13 protein-coding genes and 5 tRNA genes are annotated in these 17,458 nt (G+C 61.5%); 12 read left to right on the forward strand and 6 right to left on the reverse strand.

Translation table 11 applies throughout. The annotated features are described in order from the left end of the window. Positions 1-22 precede the first annotated feature (22 nt). Both BM059_RS16715 and BM059_RS16720 read left to right on the forward strand, forming a co-directional pair. The gene (locus tag BM059_RS16715; protein WP_074940422.1) at positions 23-2,008 is read left to right on the forward strand and encodes a polysaccharide biosynthesis protein; all 1,986 of its coding nucleotides are present in this window, start codon (positions 23-25) and stop codon (positions 2,006-2,008) included. A gap of 94 nt (positions 2,009-2,102) precedes the next feature. Further along, positions 2,103-2,426 carry a ComEA family DNA-binding protein gene (locus BM059_RS16720; RefSeq protein ID WP_074940194.1) on the forward strand — a complete coding sequence of 108 codons (324 nt, stop codon included), beginning with the start codon at positions 2,103-2,105 and terminating at the stop codon, positions 2,424-2,426. A gap of 285 nt (positions 2,427-2,711) precedes the next feature. Here BM059_RS16720 and BM059_RS16725 read toward each other — a convergent pair. Together BM059_RS16725 and BM059_RS16730 are read right to left on the reverse strand one after the other, a co-directional pair. Then, positions 2,712-2,787, reverse strand: a tRNA-Asn gene (locus BM059_RS16725). A gap of 237 nt (positions 2,788-3,024) precedes the next feature. Further along, complete coding sequence (locus tag BM059_RS16730) at positions 3,025-4,221, reverse strand: amino acid aminotransferase (RefSeq protein ID WP_074940197.1); 1,197 nt, start codon at positions 4,219-4,221, stop codon at positions 3,025-3,027. A gap of 245 nt (positions 4,222-4,466) precedes the next feature. On the opposite strand from BM059_RS16730, the gene uvrB reads away from it, so the two are divergent. Next, positions 4,467-6,482 carry an excinuclease ABC subunit UvrB gene (uvrB, locus tag BM059_RS16735; protein ID WP_037002328.1) on the forward strand — a complete coding sequence of 672 codons (2,016 nt, stop codon included), beginning with the start codon at positions 4,467-4,469 and terminating at the stop codon, positions 6,480-6,482. A 351-nt stretch (positions 6,483-6,833) separates the two neighbouring features. Here uvrB and BM059_RS16740 read toward each other — a convergent pair whose 3' ends face one another. Together BM059_RS16740 and BM059_RS16745 are read right to left on the reverse strand one after the other, a co-directional pair. Then, complete coding sequence (locus BM059_RS16740) at positions 6,834-8,387, reverse strand: MDR family MFS transporter (protein WP_037002327.1); 1,554 nt, start codon at positions 8,385-8,387, stop codon at positions 6,834-6,836. Continuing rightward, positions 8,377-9,426 (reverse strand): HlyD family secretion protein, encoded by a 1,050-nt coding sequence (locus BM059_RS16745; RefSeq protein WP_074940199.1) that lies wholly within the window; start codon positions 9,424-9,426, stop codon positions 8,377-8,379. Before BM059_RS16745 ends, BM059_RS16740 begins: the two co-directional genes overlap by 11 nt. Positions 9,427-9,533: 107 nt before the next feature. On the opposite strand from BM059_RS16745, the gene BM059_RS16750 reads away from it, so the two are divergent. From BM059_RS16750 to BM059_RS16775, 6 genes are all read left to right on the forward strand, one after another. After that, a complete protein-coding gene (locus tag BM059_RS16750; protein WP_074940202.1) occupies positions 9,534-10,454 on the forward strand; it encodes a LysR family transcriptional regulator in 921 nt (306 codons plus the stop codon). A 33-nt stretch (positions 10,455-10,487) separates the two neighbouring features. Further along, positions 10,488-11,969, forward strand: coding sequence for a glutamate--tRNA ligase (gene gltX, locus BM059_RS16755; protein WP_074940204.1), 1,482 nt, complete (start codon positions 10,488-10,490; stop codon positions 11,967-11,969). Between the two features lie 201 nt (positions 11,970-12,170). Continuing rightward, positions 12,171-12,246 (forward strand) — tRNA-Ala (locus tag BM059_RS16760). Between the two features lie 60 nt (positions 12,247-12,306). Continuing rightward, a tRNA-Glu gene (locus BM059_RS16765) sits at positions 12,307-12,382 on the forward strand. Between the two features lie 47 nt (positions 12,383-12,429). Then, positions 12,430-12,505, forward strand: a tRNA-Ala gene (locus BM059_RS16770). Between the two features lie 48 nt (positions 12,506-12,553). Continuing rightward, positions 12,554-12,629 (forward strand) — tRNA-Glu (locus BM059_RS16775). 170 nt (positions 12,630-12,799) lie between these two features. Here BM059_RS16775 and BM059_RS16780 read toward each other — a convergent pair. Next, on the reverse strand, positions 12,800-14,662 hold the full coding sequence (locus tag BM059_RS16780; protein ID WP_244154421.1) for a sensor domain-containing diguanylate cyclase: 1,863 nt from the start codon (positions 14,660-14,662) through the stop codon (positions 12,800-12,802). 202 nt (positions 14,663-14,864) lie between these two features. Here BM059_RS16780 and BM059_RS16785 point away from each other — a divergent pair, with 202 nt between their 5' ends. Next, the gene (locus BM059_RS16785) at positions 14,865-15,314 is read left to right on the forward strand and encodes an acyl-CoA thioesterase (RefSeq protein WP_037003863.1); all 450 of its coding nucleotides are present in this window, start codon (positions 14,865-14,867) and stop codon (positions 15,312-15,314) included. 6 nt (positions 15,315-15,320) lie between these two features. Here BM059_RS16785 and BM059_RS16790 read toward each other — a convergent pair whose 3' ends face one another. Further along, a complete protein-coding gene (locus BM059_RS16790) occupies positions 15,321-15,716 on the reverse strand; it encodes a hypothetical protein (RefSeq protein ID WP_074940210.1) in 396 nt (131 codons plus the stop codon). A 173-nt stretch (positions 15,717-15,889) separates the two neighbouring features. Between BM059_RS16790 and BM059_RS16795 the strand changes: the two genes are divergently transcribed. Beyond that, the gene (locus tag BM059_RS16795; RefSeq protein ID WP_037003865.1) at positions 15,890-16,837 is read left to right on the forward strand and encodes a tRNA dihydrouridine synthase; all 948 of its coding nucleotides are present in this window, start codon (positions 15,890-15,892) and stop codon (positions 16,835-16,837) included. Positions 16,838-16,997: 160 nt separating this feature from the next. Next, the gene (locus BM059_RS16800) at positions 16,998-17,447 is read left to right on the forward strand and encodes an Hsp20 family protein (protein ID WP_037003867.1); all 450 of its coding nucleotides are present in this window, start codon (positions 16,998-17,000) and stop codon (positions 17,445-17,447) included. Positions 17,448-17,458 lie beyond the last annotated feature (11 nt).

Consider the following 17,458-nt stretch of genomic DNA (forward strand, 5'->3'; position numbering starts at 1 on the left):
GCGTTTGGGCTGGGCTTTAGGGATGATTGATATGCGTGAATTTCTGGTCGCTCTGCCCAGACGGCAGAAGCGGTTTTTGCAACTAGCAGCCGATACGCTGCTGATCTGGGTTGCGCTGTGGCTGTCATTCGCTGTCCGGTTGGGCGACTTTTTCGCTGCCAAGCCTTTCGACGGCCATGGTTGGTTATTTATCACTGCACCGCTAATCGCACTGCCCATCTTTATTCGTATGGGTATGTATCGGGCGGTGATGCGTTATGTCGGTGGTGATGCACTAATCACAATCGCAAAGGCGGTTTCCCTGTCAGCGTTGGTGCTGGCTCTCGTAGTTTACTGGTATCGAGGGCCGACGGCTTTGGTGCCGCGTTCCATGGTTTTTAACTACTGGTGGTTAAGCCTGTTGCTCTTGGGGGGGCTGCGCTTGGCGATGCGCCAGTTTTTTGTGGGGGATTGGCTAGATCCGCTTAGTCGCCAACGGGTGGCTGAGGGGGGCGCTTCCCGTGTGGCGATCTACGGAGCCGGTACGGCCGGTAATCAGTTGTTGGCGGCGTTGCGCCTGAGCAAGACGATGCGACCTGTGGCTTTCGTGGATGATGATGCAGGTGTTGCTAACCGGGTTATCGCTGGATTGCGTGTTTACACCCCCAAGCACATTCAGCAGATGATCCATGAAACTGCTGCTGGTGAGATTCTATTGGCCATGCCATCCATTTCACGCGCGCGTCGGCGTGCAATTCTGGAGGCGCTGGAGCCTTACGCGCTTCATGTGCGAAGCGTCCCTGGTTTTACCGATCTGGCCAGTGGGCGGGTTAAGGTCGAGGACATTCAGGAAGTCGATATCGCCGATCTTCTCGGGCGTGACGCCGTGCCGCCTCGGCAAGACTTATTCGAGCGCTGCATCAAGAATCAGGTGGTTCTGGTAACCGGCGCTGGTGGCTCTATCGGTTCGGAGCTGTGCCGGCAGATTCTCGCTAGCGGCGCGCGAACCCTGCTGCTTTTCGAGCATAGCGAGTTCAATCTCTACAGTATCCATGGTGAATTGCAGCAGCGAATCGAGCGAGAGTCGCTGCCGATCAAGTTGGTGCCGATTCTCGGGTCTATCCGTAACTTCGAGCGTTTGTTCGATATTCTGCAGACTTGGCGTGTAAACACCGTTTATCACGCTGCAGCGTACAAGCATGTGCCGATGGTTGAGCATAACGTCGCTGAGGGGGTACTCAATAATCTGGTTGGTACACTCAATGCTGCACAGGCGTCGATCAAGGCGGGTGTCGCCAATTTTGTTCTGATTTCTACCGACAAAGCGGTGCGGCCTACCAATGTGATGGGCAGCACCAAGCGTTTGGCTGAGATGGTGCTGCAGGCGCTGAGTCGTGAGTCTGCGCCAGTGTTGTTCGGTGATGATTCAGGCGTTCATCACGTCAACAAGACCCGTTTCACCATGGTACGTTTTGGTAATGTACTGGGTTCTTCCGGGTCTGTGATTCCGCTGTTCAGGGAGCAGATCAAGCAGGGTGGCCCGGTGACGGTGACGCATCCGAACATCACCCGCTATTTCATGACGATCCCTGAGGCGGCGCAACTCGTCATTCAGGCAGGTTCGTTGGGGCAGGGTGGGGATGTGTTCGTGCTGGACATGGGCGAGCCGGTAAAGATCGCCGATCTTGCTGAGAAGATGATTCGGTTGTCCGGCCTGACTGTCCGCGATGAGCGCACTCCGCATGGCGATATCGGCGTCGAGTTCACCGGGTTGCGTCCTGGTGAGAAGCTCTATGAGGAGCTACTGATCGGCGAGGATGTGAAGCCTACGGAGCATCCGATGATCATGCGTGCGGAAGAGGATATGTTGCCCTGGGACGAGCTCAAGGCTCGCTTGCAGGCGCTACTGGTTGCGGTCAGTGAGGATGACTACGCGCGCGTGAGAGTGCTGCTTCGTGAAACTGTCCATGGTTATGTGCCGGAAGGTGAGATCGTGGATTGGATTCATCTCAGAAACCGGGAGCGTTGAGGCTTTGATTTGACAGCAGGGAGATAGCGTCTAGGTTGATTCTAGTGGGGTTTGAAACCTCACTTGGATCTACATACGACAAAGGAATGCAATTATGCTAAGACTCCGTCTATCTTCCGTACTGTTTGCTGTTCTCGCTTCCTTCTCTCTGGCTGCCGCTGCAGCTGAAACCCCAAAAACCGAAAGCGCCAAACCGGCTGCCGTGCAGTTGGCGCAGGTTGCCGTGGTCAATCTCAATACCGCCGATGCTGCAACACTGCAGAGTGAGTTGGTGGGAATTGGTGCGACCAAGGCGCAGGCGATTGTGGCTTACCGCGAGGAGCACGGTAATTTCGCTTCGGTCGACGAGTTGCTGGAGGTGAAGGGGATCGGTGAAGCGACGCTGGAGAAGAATCGCGACAAGTTGAGTGTTAACTAACGCCTGGCGGCGTTTCTGTCTGGGCCGGTCTTTGACCGGCCTTTTTGTTTTTAGGGGCGCGTATCTTGTCGGAGCTGCGCCTTGGCTCTCGAATGCAGCCGGTGCGCATGGCGCACCCTACGAAGAGCGTTCGGCATCGTTACTAGGCTCTGGACTCGACAGCGCAGCTGAACGCGCTTTAGCGCGGCCCCGGAGGGGTGAGCGAAGCGAATAACCTGGGACATGGTCCCTGGTGAGAGTCCGCAGGCAATAAAAAACCCAGTGGTTAGGCTGGGTTCTTGAATTTGGCTCCGCGACCTGGACTCGAACCAGGGACCCAATGATTAACAGTCATTTGCTCTACCGACTGAGCTATCGCGGAACAACGGCGCGTATGTTACTGATTAAAAAAGAGAAGTCAACACTTTGCAGGGGCTTCTACGTGGCAGGGGTTCGGCAGATTCGGTGGCGCTATTGTGGGAGGGGCTTTAGCCGCGACAGTTGCCAGCCCGCAACAGATCGCGGCTAAAACGGAATGCCGCCCAGCCGCTCCTACGGTGACTTTTGGCGGATGCAAAAACGCCGGCTCATGGCCGGCGTTTTGGTTTATCGCAGCAGCTTACAGTACGGCATGAATCGCGCGGGTGACGCTGTCCAGGTTGCCATGGTTCAGCGCGGCGACGCAGATGCGGCCGGTGCCAACGGCGTAGATGCCGAACTCGTTCTTCAGGCGTTCGACCTGCTCCACGGTGAGGCCGGAGTAGGAGAACATGCCGCGCTGTTCGGCAACGAAGCCGAAGTCGCGCTTGGCGCCCAGTGTCGCCAGTTGCTCGACCATGGCCAGGCGCATGCTGCGGATGCGGTCGCGCATTTCGCCCAGTTCGGCTTCCCACATGGCGCGCAGTTCCGGGCTGTTGAGCACGCTGGCGACTACGGTTGCACCATGAGTCGGCGGGTTGGAGTAGTTGGTGCGGATCACGCGCTTGAGCTGCGACAGAACGCGGGTCGACTCTTCACGGCTGCTGGTGACCAGCGACAGGGCGCCGACACGCTCGCCATACAGCGAGAACGATTTGGAGAAGGAGCTGGAGACGAAGAACTCCAGGCCCGACTCGGCGAACAGGCGCACGGCTTCGGCGTCCTGGTCGATGCCGTCACCGAAGCCCTGGTAGGCGATGTCGAGGAAGGGCACGTGCTCGCGCTCGCGCAGCACTTCCAGCACGGCTTTCCAGTCTTCCGGCTGCAGATCGACGCCGGTCGGGTTGTGGCAGCAGGCGTGCAGCACGACGATGGAGCGTGCCGGCAGGTTGCGCAGGTCTTCGAGCATGCCGCCGCGGTTCACGCCGTTGCTGAACGGGTCGTAGTAGCGGTAGTTCTGCACCGGGAAGCCGGCGGATTCGAACAGGGCGCGGTGGTTTTCCCAGCTTGGGTCGCTGATGGCCACGGTGGCGTCCGGCAGCAGGCGCTTGAGGAGGTCGGCGCCGATCTTCAGGGCGCCGGTACCGCCCAGGGCCTGGGTGGTGATCACGCGGCCGGCTTCGATCAGCGCTGCGCCCTTGCCGAACAGCAGTTCCTGCACGGCCTTGTCGTAGGCTGCGATGCCCTCGATCGGCAGGTAGCCACGCGGTGCGTGGGCCTCGATGCGCGCTTTTTCGGCTTCTGCGACGGCGCGCAGCAGCGGAATTCGCCCCTCCTCGTTGTAGTAGACACCCACGCCAAGGTTGACCTTGGCGGTGCGGGTGTCCGCGTTGAATGCTTCGTTGAGGCCCAGGATGGGATCGCGCGGAGCCATTTCGACGGCAGAGAAGAGACTCATGATGGGTGCGGCAACTCGAGTGAGGGGTGGGTGGCCAGGCGTCCCCGACAAAAGCGCTAGGGGGCGCGTAAACGGGGCGTTAGTATAACGACCCTGAATCCAGGGGGCGACAGCGCAAAGCCCTGAATTAAGGCCTTTTGCCAGGTAATTCGACTCTATCTGGAACTATCGCCAACTCGCCCCGCAATTCATGGCTTTTGACGCAGTCCGAGAGGATGCGTCACAGCCATTTGTCGAGGTACTGCATGTCCGAGTTTCAGTTGGTGACCCGCTTCAAACCTGCCGGCGATCAGCCCGAGGCGATCCGGCAGATGGTCGAGGGGCTGGAGGCTGGGCTTTCGCACCAGACATTGCTCGGCGTGACTGGCTCAGGCAAGACTTTTTCCATCGCCAACGTGATTGCCCAGGTGCAGCGCCCGACCCTGGTGTTGGCGCCGAACAAGACCCTGGCCGCGCAGCTCTACGGCGAGTTCAAGGCGTTCTTCCCGAACAACGCGGTGGAGTACTTCGTCTCCTACTACGACTACTACCAGCCCGAAGCCTACGTGCCGTCGTCCGACACCTTCATCGAGAAGGATGCCTCGATCAACGACCATATCGAGCAGATGCGCCTGTCGGCGACCAAGGCGCTGATCGAGCGTAAGGACGTGATCGTGGTCTGCACGGTTTCTTCGATCTACGGCTTGGGCAGTCCCGAGGAGTACCTGAAAATGGTGCTGCACCTCGACCGTGGCGACAAGATGGATCAGCGTGCGTTGCTGCGCCGCCTGGCCGAGTTGCAGTACACGCGCAACGACATGGACTTCGCCCGGGCGACCTTCCGGGTGCGCGGTGATGTGATCGACGTTTTTCCGGCAGAGTCGGATCTGGAAGCCATTCGCGTCGAGCTGTTCGACGACGAAGTGGAGAGTATCAGTGCCTTCGACCCGCTCACCGGCGAGGTGATCCAGAAGCTGCCGCGCTTCACTTTCTACCCCAAGAGCCACTACGTCACGCCGCGTGAAACGCTGCTGGAGGCGGTGGAGCACATCAAGGTCGAGCTGCAGCAGCGCCTGGAGTACCTGCGTGGCGCGAACAAGCTGGTTGAGGCGCAGCGTCTGGAGCAGCGTACGCGCTTCGATCTGGAAATGATCCTCGAGCTGGGTTATTGCAACGGCATCGAGAACTACTCGCGCTATCTCTCGGGCCGGCCATCTGGTGCGCCGCCACCCACGCTTTACGACTACCTGCCGGACGAGGCGCTGCTGGTGATCGACGAGTCCCACGTCTCGGTGCCGCAGGTCGGTGCCATGTACAAGGGCGACCGTTCGCGCAAGGAGACGTTGGTGGAATACGGCTTCCGCCTGCCTTCGGCGTTGGATAACCGACCGATGCGCTTCGAAGAGTGGGAGGCGGCCAGCCCGCAGACCATTTTCGTCTCTGCTACGCCGGGGCCTTACGAGGGTGAACATGCCGGACGCGTGGTGGAGCAGTTGGTGCGACCGACCGGCTTGGTCGACCCGCAGATCGAGGTGCGCCCGGCGCGCACTCAGGTCGATGACCTGCTCTCGGAAATCCGCTTGCGGGTGGCGTCGGGCGATCGCGTGTTGGTCACCACGCTGACCAAGCGCATGGCCGAGGACTTGACCGATTATCTGGGTGACCATGACGTCAAGGTGCGTTACCTGCACTCGGACATCGATACCGTGGAGCGGGTAGAGATCATTCGCGACCTGCGCCTGGGCGCTTTCGACGTGCTGGTGGGCATCAACCTATTGCGTGAGGGGCTGGACATGCCCGAGGTGTCGCTGGTGGCGATCCTCGATGCGGATAAGGAAGGCTTCCTGCGCAGCGAGCGCTCGTTGATCCAGACCATTGGCCGGGCGGCACGTAACCTCAACGGCAGGGCAATTCTCTACGCCGACAACATGACCGGATCGATGCAGCGCGCCATCGGTGAGACCGAGCGCCGTCGCGCCAAGCAGGTCGCGTTCAACGAGGCCAATGGCATTGTACCCAAGGGCGTGCAGAAGGACGTCAAGGACATTCTTGAAGGTGCCGTTGTGCCGGGGGCGCGCAGCAACAAGCGCAAGGGCATGGCCAAGGCAGCGGAGGAGAGCGCGCGTTACGAGAACGAACTGCGCTCACCGAGTGAGATCACCAAGCGTATTCGTCAGCTGGAAGAGAAGATGTATGCCCTGGCGCGCGACCTGGAGTTCGAGGCTGCGGCGCAGTTGCGTGACGAGATTCAGAAGCTGCGTGATCGGTTGTTGCAGGTTTGACGTTACCGCGTGGCGCGGGGCTACCTGTGTAGGAGCCCCGCCCCGGGGCGAAGCTTTTGGCTCTGCGGTGTTCTCTCAATTCGCCGCGTGGTGCGGCTCCGTCAGGGTGGTGCGGTGCCAGTGGAATGTGTGTAGGAGCGGCTTCAGCCGCGACAAACCATCGCCGCTAAAGCGCCTCCCACAAAGGTTGATACCGCAGACCGCGTAGCCCGGATGCAATCCGGGGCCAGCAGCCCGAGCTCCCCGGATTACATCCAGGCTACGGTCCTGTTGGAGCCCCCGCTCGGCGCGAAGCTTTTGGCTTTGCGGTGTTCTCTCGATTCGCCGCGGGGCGCGGCTCCTACAGTAGGTTCAATGCGCTGCGCCACCGCCCGCCATGTTCTGTGGCAGTTTTCGTGTCAGCAGGATCGCTAGCATGCTCACCGCCAGGGCGATGCCGATGAAATGGAAGGCATCGTTGTAGGCCATGATAATTGCCTGTTCATGCACGATCTGGCTGAGCTTGGCCAGCGCCGCCTGCTCGCTGCCCAATGTCTGCGTCAGCAGGTGCAGGCGCTCTTCGACCTGCGGGTTGGTCGGTACGATGGATTCGCGCAGGTAGTCGAAATAGACCTTGGCGCGAGCGTCCAGCAGGGTCGCCAGCAGGGCGATGCCGATGGCGCCACCCAGGTTGCGCAGGATGTTGAACAGGCTGGAGGCCGAGCCGGCGTCCTGCGGCATGATGTAGGCCGTGGCAATCAGCGATACCGTGACCATCACCAGCGGCTGGCCCAGCGCGCGTACGATCTGGATATGATTGAACTGTGGGCCGGCGAAGTCAGGGTTGAGCACGCCGGAGAAGAAACTCGCCGCGCCGAACAGGGCGAAACCCAGGGCGCACAGCCATTTTGGCGAGATGATCTTCATCAGCTTGGGTACCAGTGGGATCAGGAATAGCTGCGGTACGCCCATCCACATGATCACCTCGCCGATCTGCATGGCGTTGTAGCCCTGGATCTGCGCCAGGTATAGCGGCAGCACATAGATCGAGCCATATAGCCCGACGCCGAGCCCCAGGCTGGAGATGCTGGCCAGGCCGAAGTTGCGCTCGCGCAGCACGCCGAGGTTGATCAGCGGGTTGGGACGGGAGATCTGCAGCATGACGAACAGGATCAGGCTGACCAGCGCCACGCTGCCGAGCCCCACGATCAGTTGCGATTCCAGCCAATCCTTGCGATGGCCCTCTTCGAGAAATACCTGCAGGCAACCCAGGCCAAGGCCCAGGGTGAGGATGCCGGCATAGTCGGTGGTCTTCAGCAGCTCCCAGTGTGGCGCCTTTTTCTCCAAGCCGTAGAGCAGGCCGGCGATCATCAGCAGACCGGGCGGCACGTTGATGTAGAAGATGTATTCCCAGCCCCAGTTCTCGGTCAGCCAGCCGCCCAGCGTCGGGCCGATGGAGGGGGCGAAAGTGGCGGTGATGGCGAACAGTGCCATGCCCTTGGCGCGGTGATGCTCGGGCAGCTTGATCAGCGTCATGGTGAACGCCAGTGGTATCAACGCGCCGCCTGTGAAGCCCTGCAATGCGCGGAACACGATCATGCTTTCCAGGCTCCAGGCCAGGGAGCAGAGCAGCGAGGCGATCAGAAAGCCCACCGACACCCACACCGCCAGGCGCCGCGCCGAGAGCAACTGCACCAGCCAGGCGGTCAGCGGGATCATGATGATCTCCGCGACCAGGTAGGAGGTGGAAATCCATGAGCCTTCCTCCAGCGTGGCGGACAGCGCGCCCTGGATGTCCTTCAGCGAAGAGTTGGTGATCTGGATATCCAGCACCGCCATGAAGGCGCCGAGCATGGCGCTCATCACCGCGATCCAGTCGCGGCGGCTGGGTTCCGCCGTGGGGCGGATCAGTGCATCACCCGCCATGGCTTTCGTCGCCGCGCAGATCCACGGTGACTTCTACCGACATGCCGGGGCGGATCAGCCCGCGCAGTGGGTTGTCGGCGGCGAAGGTCAGTTTGACCGGGATGCGCTGCACCACCTTGGTGAAGTTGCCGGTGGCGTTGTCCGGCGGCAGCAGGCTGAATTGCGCGCCAGAAGCGGCAAATAGGCTGTCGATGCGGCCTTCGATGGGTGTGTCCGGGTAGCTGTCGAACAGCAGTTCGGCCTTCTGGCCGGGACGCATGCGGCCAATCTGGGTTTCCTTGAAGTTGGCCTGAATCCAGATGTCCTGATCCGGCACCAGCGACAGCAGGTAGGCGCCGCTTTGCACGATCTGGCCCTCGCGTGCCGAGCGCTGGCCGACCAGGCCGCTGATAGGCGCATGGATTTGCGTGCGCGACAGGTTGAGGTCGGCCTGTTCCAGGTCAGCCTGTGCAGAAAGAATCAGTGCGTCCAGGCGTTTGAGCTCGGCTTCCAGGCTGGCAACCTGCTGCCGCTGAGCCTGCAGATCGGCCTGGGCCTTGGCCACTTGCGAGCGGGCCACGCGGTTGTCGGCGGCCAGGGTGGTGACGCGTTCTTCGGATACATAACCCGGCTTGCGCAGGGTCTGGGCGCGGCCAAGATCGAGCTTGGAGCGATCAAGCGTGGCCTGACTGGCAGCGACGTCAGCCTGGCTGGCGGCAATCAGGCTGGCCTGCTGGTCGAGTTTGCTCTGCGCCTGGGCGCGCTCGGCCCGATGGGTTTCCAGGGCGGCGAGGGCGCGCTGGCGAGCGAGGCGGAAGTCGGCATCTTCCAGTACCGCCAGAAGCTGACCGGCTTCGACGTGCTGGTTGTCACGCACCAGCACTTTCTCGATTCGTGCGTTCAATTGGCTGGAGACGCGGGTGATCTCGCCCTGCACATAAGCGTTGTCGGTGCTCTCATGATAGCGACCGACCAATAGCCAGTGGGCGAGCAGGGCGCCACTGATCAGCACCAGCAGGATCACGAAGACAAAGAGACGGCGTTGCAGTTTGGCAGGCATGCTTGAGGCTCGGGATGCGGCAGGGAAATGTAAGTAAATTTAACAGTGTTCCCTTTGCGCTAGTAGACTCTAGGCTTGGCATGCTTTGTTGCGTATGAGGAACAATCATGGGGCTTGATGATGCTTTGATCTTTACCCGGGTGGTGGAATGCCACAGCTTCACTCAGGCAGCGACCAGTCTGGGGATGCAGAAGTCCACGGTGAGCCGGCGCATCGCGTTGCTCGAAGAGCGCCTGGCTGTGCGTTTGCTCAATCGCACCACGCGCAAGTTGCGTCTGACTGAAGTCGGGCAGGCGTACTACGAGCGCTGCCGGCAGATCATGCTCGACTTCGCCGAAGCCGAGCAGGCAGTGATGCAGCTGCAGCGCGAGCCGTCGGGGCTGTTGCGGATCACTTCGCCGATCGAGTTCGGCCAGCTGTTTCTTGGGCGAGTACTGGGTGAGTTCATGCGTCAGTACCCGCAGATCGATGCCGAGGTGGAGCTGACCTCGCGCTTGGTGGACCCGCTGGAGGAGGGCGTGGATATCGCCATCCAGGTCGGCCAGCCGCAGGATTCCACTCTTATTGCGCGCAAATTGTTCGAAAGCGGCCGGCGCCTGTGCGCCAGCCCTGCCTATCTGGCCGCGCATGGCACGCCGCGCAGCGTCGCCGAGCTGGAAGGGCATCGAGCGATCCTGCTGCAGCACGATGCGCCGCGTTACTGGCCGCTACTGGGTGAGCATCTACCGTGTCAGCGGGTGATGACCTGCAACAATATCACCTTCGCCCGTGAGGCGACGCTGGCGGGGGCGGGGATTTCTGGCCTGCCGGTGATGATCAGTGAGGAGGCGGTGCGCAGCGGGCGCCTGGTCGAGCTGCTGCCCGAAGCACGACTGCCGGTGGGCGAGGTCTATGCGATCTACCCGTCACGGCGCTTCCAGGCGATGAAGGTCAAGACTTTCCTCGACTTCCTCATCACCAGCTTGCCGATCACCCGTGGCGGGTTGCTGGAGCCAGGGGCCGCCGGCCTGCTAACATCGCCCGCTTGATTCAAACCTCGTGTCTTCCTTCCGAGAGCATCCATGACCACCGTCCGTACCCGTATCGCGCCATCGCCAACCGGCGACCCCCATGTCGGCACCGCTTATATCGCGCTGTTCAACCTGTGCTTCGCTCGCCAGCACGGTGGCCAGTTCATCCTGCGCATCGAAGACACCGACCAACTGCGTTCGACGCGTGAGTCCGAACAGCAGATTTTCGACGCCCTGCGTTGGCTGGGTATCGAGTGGGACGAGGGCCCGGACGTCGGCGGCCCACATGGCCCGTACCGTCAGAGCGAGCGCGGCGAGATCTACAAGAAATATTCGGACGAACTGGTCGCCAAGGGCCATGCGTTCCCGTGCTTCTGCTCCGCCGAGCGTCTCGATGAAGTGCGTGCGCAGCAGATGGCCAACAAGGAAACGCCGCGTTACGACGGCCACTGCATGCATATGGAGCCTGCCGAGGCGCAGCGCCGTATTGCCGCAGGCGAATCGCATGTCGTGCGCATGAAGGTGCCGAGTGAAGGCGTCTGCGTGGTGCCAGACATGCTCCGTGGCGATGTCGAGATTCCATGGGATCGCATGGACATGCAGGTGTTGATGAAGGCCGATGGCCTGCCGACCTATTTCCTGGCCAACGTGGTCGACGACCACCTGATGGGCATCACTCACGTGCTGCGCGGTGAGGAATGGCTGCCATCGGCGCCCAAGCTGATCAAGCTGTATGAATACTTTGGCTGGGAGCAGCCGGCGCTGTGCTACATGCCGCTGCTGCGCAATCCGGACAAGAGCAAGCTGTCCAAACGCAAGAACCCCACCAGCATCACCTTCTACGAGCGCATGGGCTACCTGCCGCAGGCCATGCTCAACTACCTCGGCCGCATGGGCTGGTCGATGCCGGACGAGCGCGAGAAGTTCTCTCTGAACGAGATGATCGAACACTTCGACATCAACCGCGTGTCGCTGGGCGGGCCGATCTTCGATCTGGAAAAGCTCTCCTGGCTCAATGGCCAGTGGCTGCGTGAGCTGCCGGTGGAAACCTTCGCTGCCGAAGTGCAGAAGTGGGCGCTCAACCCCGAATACCTGATGAAGATTGCGCCGCACGTGCAGGGCAGGGTGGAAACCTTCAGCCAGATCGCACCGTTGGCCGGCTTTTTCTTCTCCGGTGGCCTGAACCTGGATGCCAAGCTGTTCGAGCACAAGAAGCTCTCGGCCGATCAGGTGCGTCAGCTGATGCAGCTGATCCTGTGGAAGCTCGAGTCGTTGCGTCAGTGGGAAAAGGAGCGCATCACCGGCTGCATCCAGGCTGTGGTCGAGCATCTTGAACTGAAGCTGCGTGACGCCATGCCGCTGATGTTCGCGGCGATCACCGGTCAGGCCAGCTCGGTATCGGTGCTCGATGCCATGGAAATCCTCGGCCCGGATCTGACCCGCTTCCGCCTGCGCCAGGCGCTGGAGCTGCTCGGCGGTACCTCGAAGAAAGAGACCAAGGAGTGGGAGAAGCTGCTGGCCAGCATCGCTTGATGCCTTCGTAGGGTACGCCGTGCGCACCGCGTGCTGTGCTGTCGAGCATTGGTGCGCATGGCGCACCCTACGATTATGCCGGCGTTTGATCGTCAGGTTGGCTCTAAGTAATTGTTCTAGTGGCAAAAACTTTTGGCTGGCAGGAAAAATGTTGTTGACAGCCAATCGGGGCGCTCTTAACATGCGCCCCGTCCTCGAGATGGGGCTATAGCTCAGCTGGGAGAGCGCTTGCATGGCATGCAAGAGGTCAACGGTTCGATCCCGTTTAGCTCCACCAATCTCGACTCCTTCGGGAGTGCCAGAATCGATGTGAATCGGTTCGCGATTAGGGTCTTGCGTCCCCTTCGTCTAGTGGCCTAGGACACCGCCCTTTCACGGCGGTAACAGGGGTTCGAGTCCCCTAGGGGACGCCATTATTCCAGCCGCAACGCCAAGGCGTTGCAGCCGACCGCAAGGTTTCGGGGCTATAGCTCAGCTGGGAGAGCGCTTGCATGGCATGCAAGAGGTCAACGGTTCGATCCCGTTTAGCTCCACCAATCACACACAAGGCCAGCCTAGCGCTGGCCTTGTCGTTCGAAGGTTTCGTCCCCTTCGTCTAGTGGCCTAGGACACCGCCCTTTCACGGCGGTAACAGGGGTTCGAGTCCCCTAGGGGACGCCATTTTCTTGCCGCATTTGCGGAGCCCAGGGGCCACCTCTTACGAGGTGGCCCCTTTTTGTTTTGTCCCCTTTCTCTGATTCTCGATGTGCGCCTGCCGGCAGGTGGGCATCAGCGTCTGTTGAGTGATCCTGTGATCCTGAAGGCTGTGCTCGAGCTGGTGGGCAAGTGCCTCAGGCGTCGTTGAAGGCCCTGGCCTCGTAGCTGACCACGCGATTGCGCCCGCTTGCCTTGGCGCGGTACAGGGCGCGGTCGGCCAGCTCCAGCCATTGCTCGCCGCACTCCGGGTCGCTCGGTACGGCGGCGTACAGGCCGATGCTCATGCTCAGCGCTATCGACTGCTGCTGGTAGAGGCAGGGATTCTGCGCCAGGTCTTCGCGCAGTTGTTCGGCTAGGTCGAGCGCGCCGGTGAGATCGGTACTGTCGAGCAGGGCGACGAACTCTTCGCCGCCAAAGCGTGCCAGCAGGTCGCTGCTGCGCAGGCGTTGCTGGATGCGCTGGGCTGCATGGCGCAGGCAGGCATCGCCGGCGAGATGACCGTAGCGATCATTGACCTGCTTGAAGTGATCCAGGTCCAGCATCAGCACCGCCAGCGACTGTCGGCTGCGTACGACACGGGCGCAGGCGCGCGACAGTTCTTCACTCAGCGTCTGGCGATTGAACAGGCCGGTCAGTCCGTCGCGGCGATTCAGCTCCGCCAGTCGCAGGTTGGCGTTGGAGAGCTGTTGCAGGGTGTCCTGAAGCGTCGCGGTTCGCTCCTGGACACGGTGTTCCAGGCTGTCACTGATCTGCGTCTGCAGCTCCAGGTGTTTGGTTTGCTCGGTGCGCAGGCGGCGCTCCTGGTCGATCAGCTTGGCCTGGGCCAGGTGCTCAGCTTCCTGTACCTGGCGGATACGCGAGGCCAGGGCGATGGAAAACACCGTCATCTCGATCAGGCCGCCAATCTGCTGCGCGTGCAGGGTCAGCAACGAGTAGGGCAGCAGGCCGGTGCCGGTGAGGATACTGGCGACGCTGGCTGTAATCAGTACGAACCAGCCCAGGGCGAACAGGCGCGCGGCCGCGTAACCGCCGCGCCAGCGCAGCAGGGTAATGACGAAAGCGGCCAGGGCACAGGCTACCAGCAGCACGAAACTGCCGATCAGAGCGGGTGTGTATGGGCCGAGTAGCGCCATGCCCATTACCAGCCAGGAGCAGGCCTTGAGTGCATTGGCGACCCAGCGATAGGGCTTGGCGGCCTTTTCCAGCTCCAGCACGCCGTAGATGAAGTGAATGCCGAACAGCGTCGCCAGCGCCGAGCTGAGCGGGAAGCTCAGTTGATGCCAGGTCAGGGCGTTGGGCCACAACCATTGCAGGGCGAAGCCGAGCTGGATGAACTGGTAAAGGCTGAAGCTGGCAACGAACAGGCTGTACCAGAGGTAGTTGCGGTCACGGGTGATGCAGAAAATGCTCAGGCTGTAGATCAGCATCGCCATAAGGGCGCCGAAGAACAGGCCCTGTAGCAACAGGCTGTGCTGTTCCTGATGGTCGAACGTCTCGCGTGTCATCAGGCTGGCGCTGAGGTTGGCCGAGCCGTTGGTCTGCATGCGCAGCCAGATACGCTGTCGCTCGCCGGACTCCAGGTTGAGGGGTAATACCAGTTGCCGATGTTCGACCCAGCGCCAGTCGAAGGGGCGCTGGTCACCGGCGCGGTAGATGCGTTTGCCGTCCAGGCCGTAGGCGTCGAGTTGATCCAGTAGCGGATTACCGATCAGCAGCACCCAGCCCAGCGAGCGGTTGTGCGGATTGTGCACATCCAGGCGCAACCAGTAGGCGCTGCCGCCGTAGCCGAAGCTGGCATCGCGCTTGCCTACTGCTTGCCAGGCAGAATCGGGTAGTGCGCGAACATCGGTGATGTCGGTTCGGCCGTCCGGGTCTTCCCAGTACTCCATGTAAGGCCCGGGCAGTGCCTGCATCTGGCCAATCGGCAGTGGCAGGCTTTCTGCCCAGGTCAGTGCTGGCAACAGCAGAAGCATCAATAGGCGCAGGATGGCAGTCAATTGCTCGTTCTCGGGCTCTCGGGCGAGTGCGCAACATTATGGCGTGCGGCGATGCTGCGATGAAAGCTCGGCACTGCATGGAGAGGGTATGCGGCGTATTATGCGGCACCTGATCAACGGCTGCCGAGGACGCGTGCAGCCACGCTCTGGAATCGGACCACTCAGCTTGCTGCGCGCAGGCTGCACACCTGGAGGTAGAGTCATGAACTGGGAGTTGCCCAGCCCCTTCGTCATCGATATCGAAGTGAGCGCAGAGGACATCGACGGCCTTGGCCATGCCAATAACGCGGTGTACGTCAGTTGGCTGGAGCGCTGTGCCTGGCGGCACTCGCAGTTCCTCGGGCTGGATCTGGTCGAGTACCGCCGCCTGGACCGCGCCATGGCTGTGGTTCGTCATGAGATCGACTACCTGGCCAGCGCCTATGAAGGGCAGCATCTGCAGATGGCGACCTGGATCGTCGAGTCTGATCAGCGTCTGAAGATGGATCGACGTTTCCAGCTGGTGCGCCCGGAAGATGGCCTTACCTTGCTGCGTGCCAAGACCACATTCGTCTGTATCGAACTGTCCAGCGGGCGCCCCAAGCGCATGCCGGCGGAGTTCATCGAGGGCTATGGCAAGGCGCTGACGCCGCCGTATCCGCTGGAGTTGTAAGGCTGCTCAGTTGTCCAGCGGTGCGAGAAATACCTGCTCGGCTTCGACCGTGACGGCGAACTGGCGGGTTTCACCGGGGCGCAGGATGACGGATTGCGCCACATCCGGCCCACGGCCGCCGCAATAGCCGTCTGGCGACATGGCCACGGCGACGCTCAGTTCGCCGCTGGGCAGGTCCAGGCTGGTGTGCTCGCCGGGGCCAAGTTTCGCCACCACTTGCTGGTTGATATAGAGCTCCACATCGCAGGCATTCGGCGCGTTGTTGTCACGGCTGGCTATCAAGCGCGCCAGTGCATCGACAGCCGGGTCTGCTGGCATGGGGGCGATGCCACTGGGCATCGCCTCGTTAGCCTGGGCGCTCCAGCAGCAGATGCCCAGAAAGATCAGTGCGAGATAACGCATGGCGAGACTCTCTGTTGGGTTGAGTGCCAGTGTGGCCTATCTGATGCCGTAGATACGACACCTGTGGCCCTGCCGAGTGCGGTTTGAGCATCGTCTTTCGCCTCGCCTGAGCATCGCTCGACGGCTTTTCGCGCAGCCCCTAAACTGTGCGCCCCATTTTTCCGGACAACCTCATGCAAATCGCCCTGGCGCCCATGGAGGGGCTGGTCGACGAGATTCTGCGCGACGTGCTGACCCGCATCGGCGGCATCGACTGGTGCGTTACCGAGTTCATTCGCGTCAGCGAACGGCTGTTACCGGCGGCCACCTATCACAAGCTGGCCCCTGAGTTGTTCAACGGCGCGCGCACCCAGGCCGGCACGCCGATGCGCGTGCAGTTCCTCGGCTCCGATCCGCAGTGCCTGGCGGACAACGCCGCCTTCGCCTGCACGCTCGGCGCGCCGGTGATCGATCTCAATTTCGGTTGCCCGGCCAAGACGGTGAACAAGTCGCGCGGTGGCGCGGTGTTGCTCAAGGAGCCGGAGCTGTTGCATGCCATCGTCCGTGAGGTCAGGCGCACAGTACCGGCCGAAATCCCAGTCACCGCGAAGATGCGCCTGGGCTTCGAGGGCAAGGAGGGTGCGCTGGACTGCGCGCGCGCTCTGGCCGAGGGCGGCGCCAGCCAGATCGTCGTGCACGCGCGGACCAAGGTCGAGGGCTACAAACCACCGGCGCATTGGGAGTGGGTGGCGCGGGTGCAGGATGTGGTTGGTGTGCCGGTATTCGCCAATGGCGAGGTGTGGACGCTGGAAGATTGGCGCCGCTGCCGCGAAATCAGTGGTGTGGACGACATTATGCTGGGCCGCGGATTGGTGTCTCGCCCTGGTCTGGCGCGACAGATTGCGGCGGTCAGGGCCGGTGAGGAGCCGCAGGAAATGAGTTGGGCCGAACTGCAGCCCCTGCTGCTCGATTTCTGGCAGCAGGCACGGCGCAAGCTGGCGCCGCGCTATGCACCTGGGCGTTTGAAGCAGTGGCTGGCGATGCTTACGCGCACCTATCCGGAGGCCGTGGCGCTGTTCGCCGAGGTGCGGCGTGAGCAGGATTGCGCGCGTATCGACCAGTTGTTGGCGTTCTCCGTGTAGGGTGCGCTGTGCGCACCGCCTGTCAAACGTTGGTGCGCACGGCGCACCCTACTGGTTTTTTGCCCTTGAAAAATTTCCGACCGACCTCAGATAAGTGACAGCGGGATGCCGAAGTCGGGTTCCGCAATATGACACTTGCTGAAATTTCAGGAGATTACTCATGAGCAACGTACTGTCCCTGGCCCCTCTGTTCCGCCAGTCTGTCGGTTTCGACCGTTTCAACGATCTTTTCGAGTCTGCCCTGCGTAGCAACGATGCTGGCAGCTCCTATCCGCCCTACAACGTCGAGAAGCACGGCGAGGATCACTACCGCATCGTGGTGGCGGCTGCCGGTTTCCAGGAAGATGACCTGGAGCTGCAAGTCGAGCGCGACGTGTTGACCGTGGTGGGCAACAAGCGTGATCGTAGCGCCGAGAGCATCAGCTATCTGCATCAGGGCATCGCCCAGCGTGCGTTCAAGCTGTCGTTCCGTCTGGCGGATCATATCGAGGTCAAAGGCGCCAATCTGGCCAACGGTCTGCTCCATGTCGAGCTGGAGCGTATCGTGCCGGAAGAGGCCAAGGCCAAGCGCATTCCTATCGGCAGCCAGCGCCCGGCGCTGGAAAACTGAGCCGCTAGCTG

Origin of the sequence: Ectopseudomonas composti, from assembly GCF_900115475.1 — a bacterium.
Classification (GTDB): domain Bacteria; phylum Pseudomonadota; class Gammaproteobacteria; order Pseudomonadales; family Pseudomonadaceae; genus Aquipseudomonas; species Aquipseudomonas composti.

What these genes read in the sequence shown, in the direction of transcription:
- BM059_RS16715 (WP_074940422.1), top strand. Translation starts at nt 23, where the DNA reads ATGATTGATATGCGTGAATTTCTGGTCGCTCTGCCCAGACGGCAGAAG.
- BM059_RS16720 (WP_074940194.1), top strand. Translation starts at nt 2,103, where the DNA reads ATGCTAAGACTCCGTCTATCTTCCGTACTGTTTGCTGTTCTCGCTTCC.
- BM059_RS16730 (WP_074940197.1), bottom strand. Translation starts at nt 4,221, where the DNA reads ATGAGTCTCTTCTCTGCCGTCGAAATGGCTCCGCGCGATCCCATCCTG.
- uvrB (WP_037002328.1), top strand. Translation starts at nt 4,467, where the DNA reads ATGTCCGAGTTTCAGTTGGTGACCCGCTTCAAACCTGCCGGCGATCAG.
- BM059_RS16740 (WP_037002327.1), bottom strand. Translation starts at nt 8,387, where the DNA reads ATGGCGGGTGATGCACTGATCCGCCCCACGGCGGAACCCAGCCGCCGC.
- BM059_RS16745 (WP_074940199.1), bottom strand. Translation starts at nt 9,426, where the DNA reads ATGCCTGCCAAACTGCAACGCCGTCTCTTTGTCTTCGTGATCCTGCTG.
- BM059_RS16750 (WP_074940202.1), top strand. Translation starts at nt 9,534, where the DNA reads ATGGGGCTTGATGATGCTTTGATCTTTACCCGGGTGGTGGAATGCCAC.
- gltX (WP_074940204.1), top strand. Translation starts at nt 10,488, where the DNA reads ATGACCACCGTCCGTACCCGTATCGCGCCATCGCCAACCGGCGACCCC.
- BM059_RS16785 (WP_037003863.1), top strand. Translation starts at nt 14,865, where the DNA reads ATGAACTGGGAGTTGCCCAGCCCCTTCGTCATCGATATCGAAGTGAGC.
- BM059_RS16790 (WP_074940210.1), bottom strand. Translation starts at nt 15,716, where the DNA reads ATGCGTTATCTCGCACTGATCTTTCTGGGCATCTGCTGCTGGAGCGCC.
- BM059_RS16795 (WP_037003865.1), top strand. Translation starts at nt 15,890, where the DNA reads ATGCAAATCGCCCTGGCGCCCATGGAGGGGCTGGTCGACGAGATTCTG.
- BM059_RS16800 (WP_037003867.1), top strand. Translation starts at nt 16,998, where the DNA reads ATGAGCAACGTACTGTCCCTGGCCCCTCTGTTCCGCCAGTCTGTCGGT.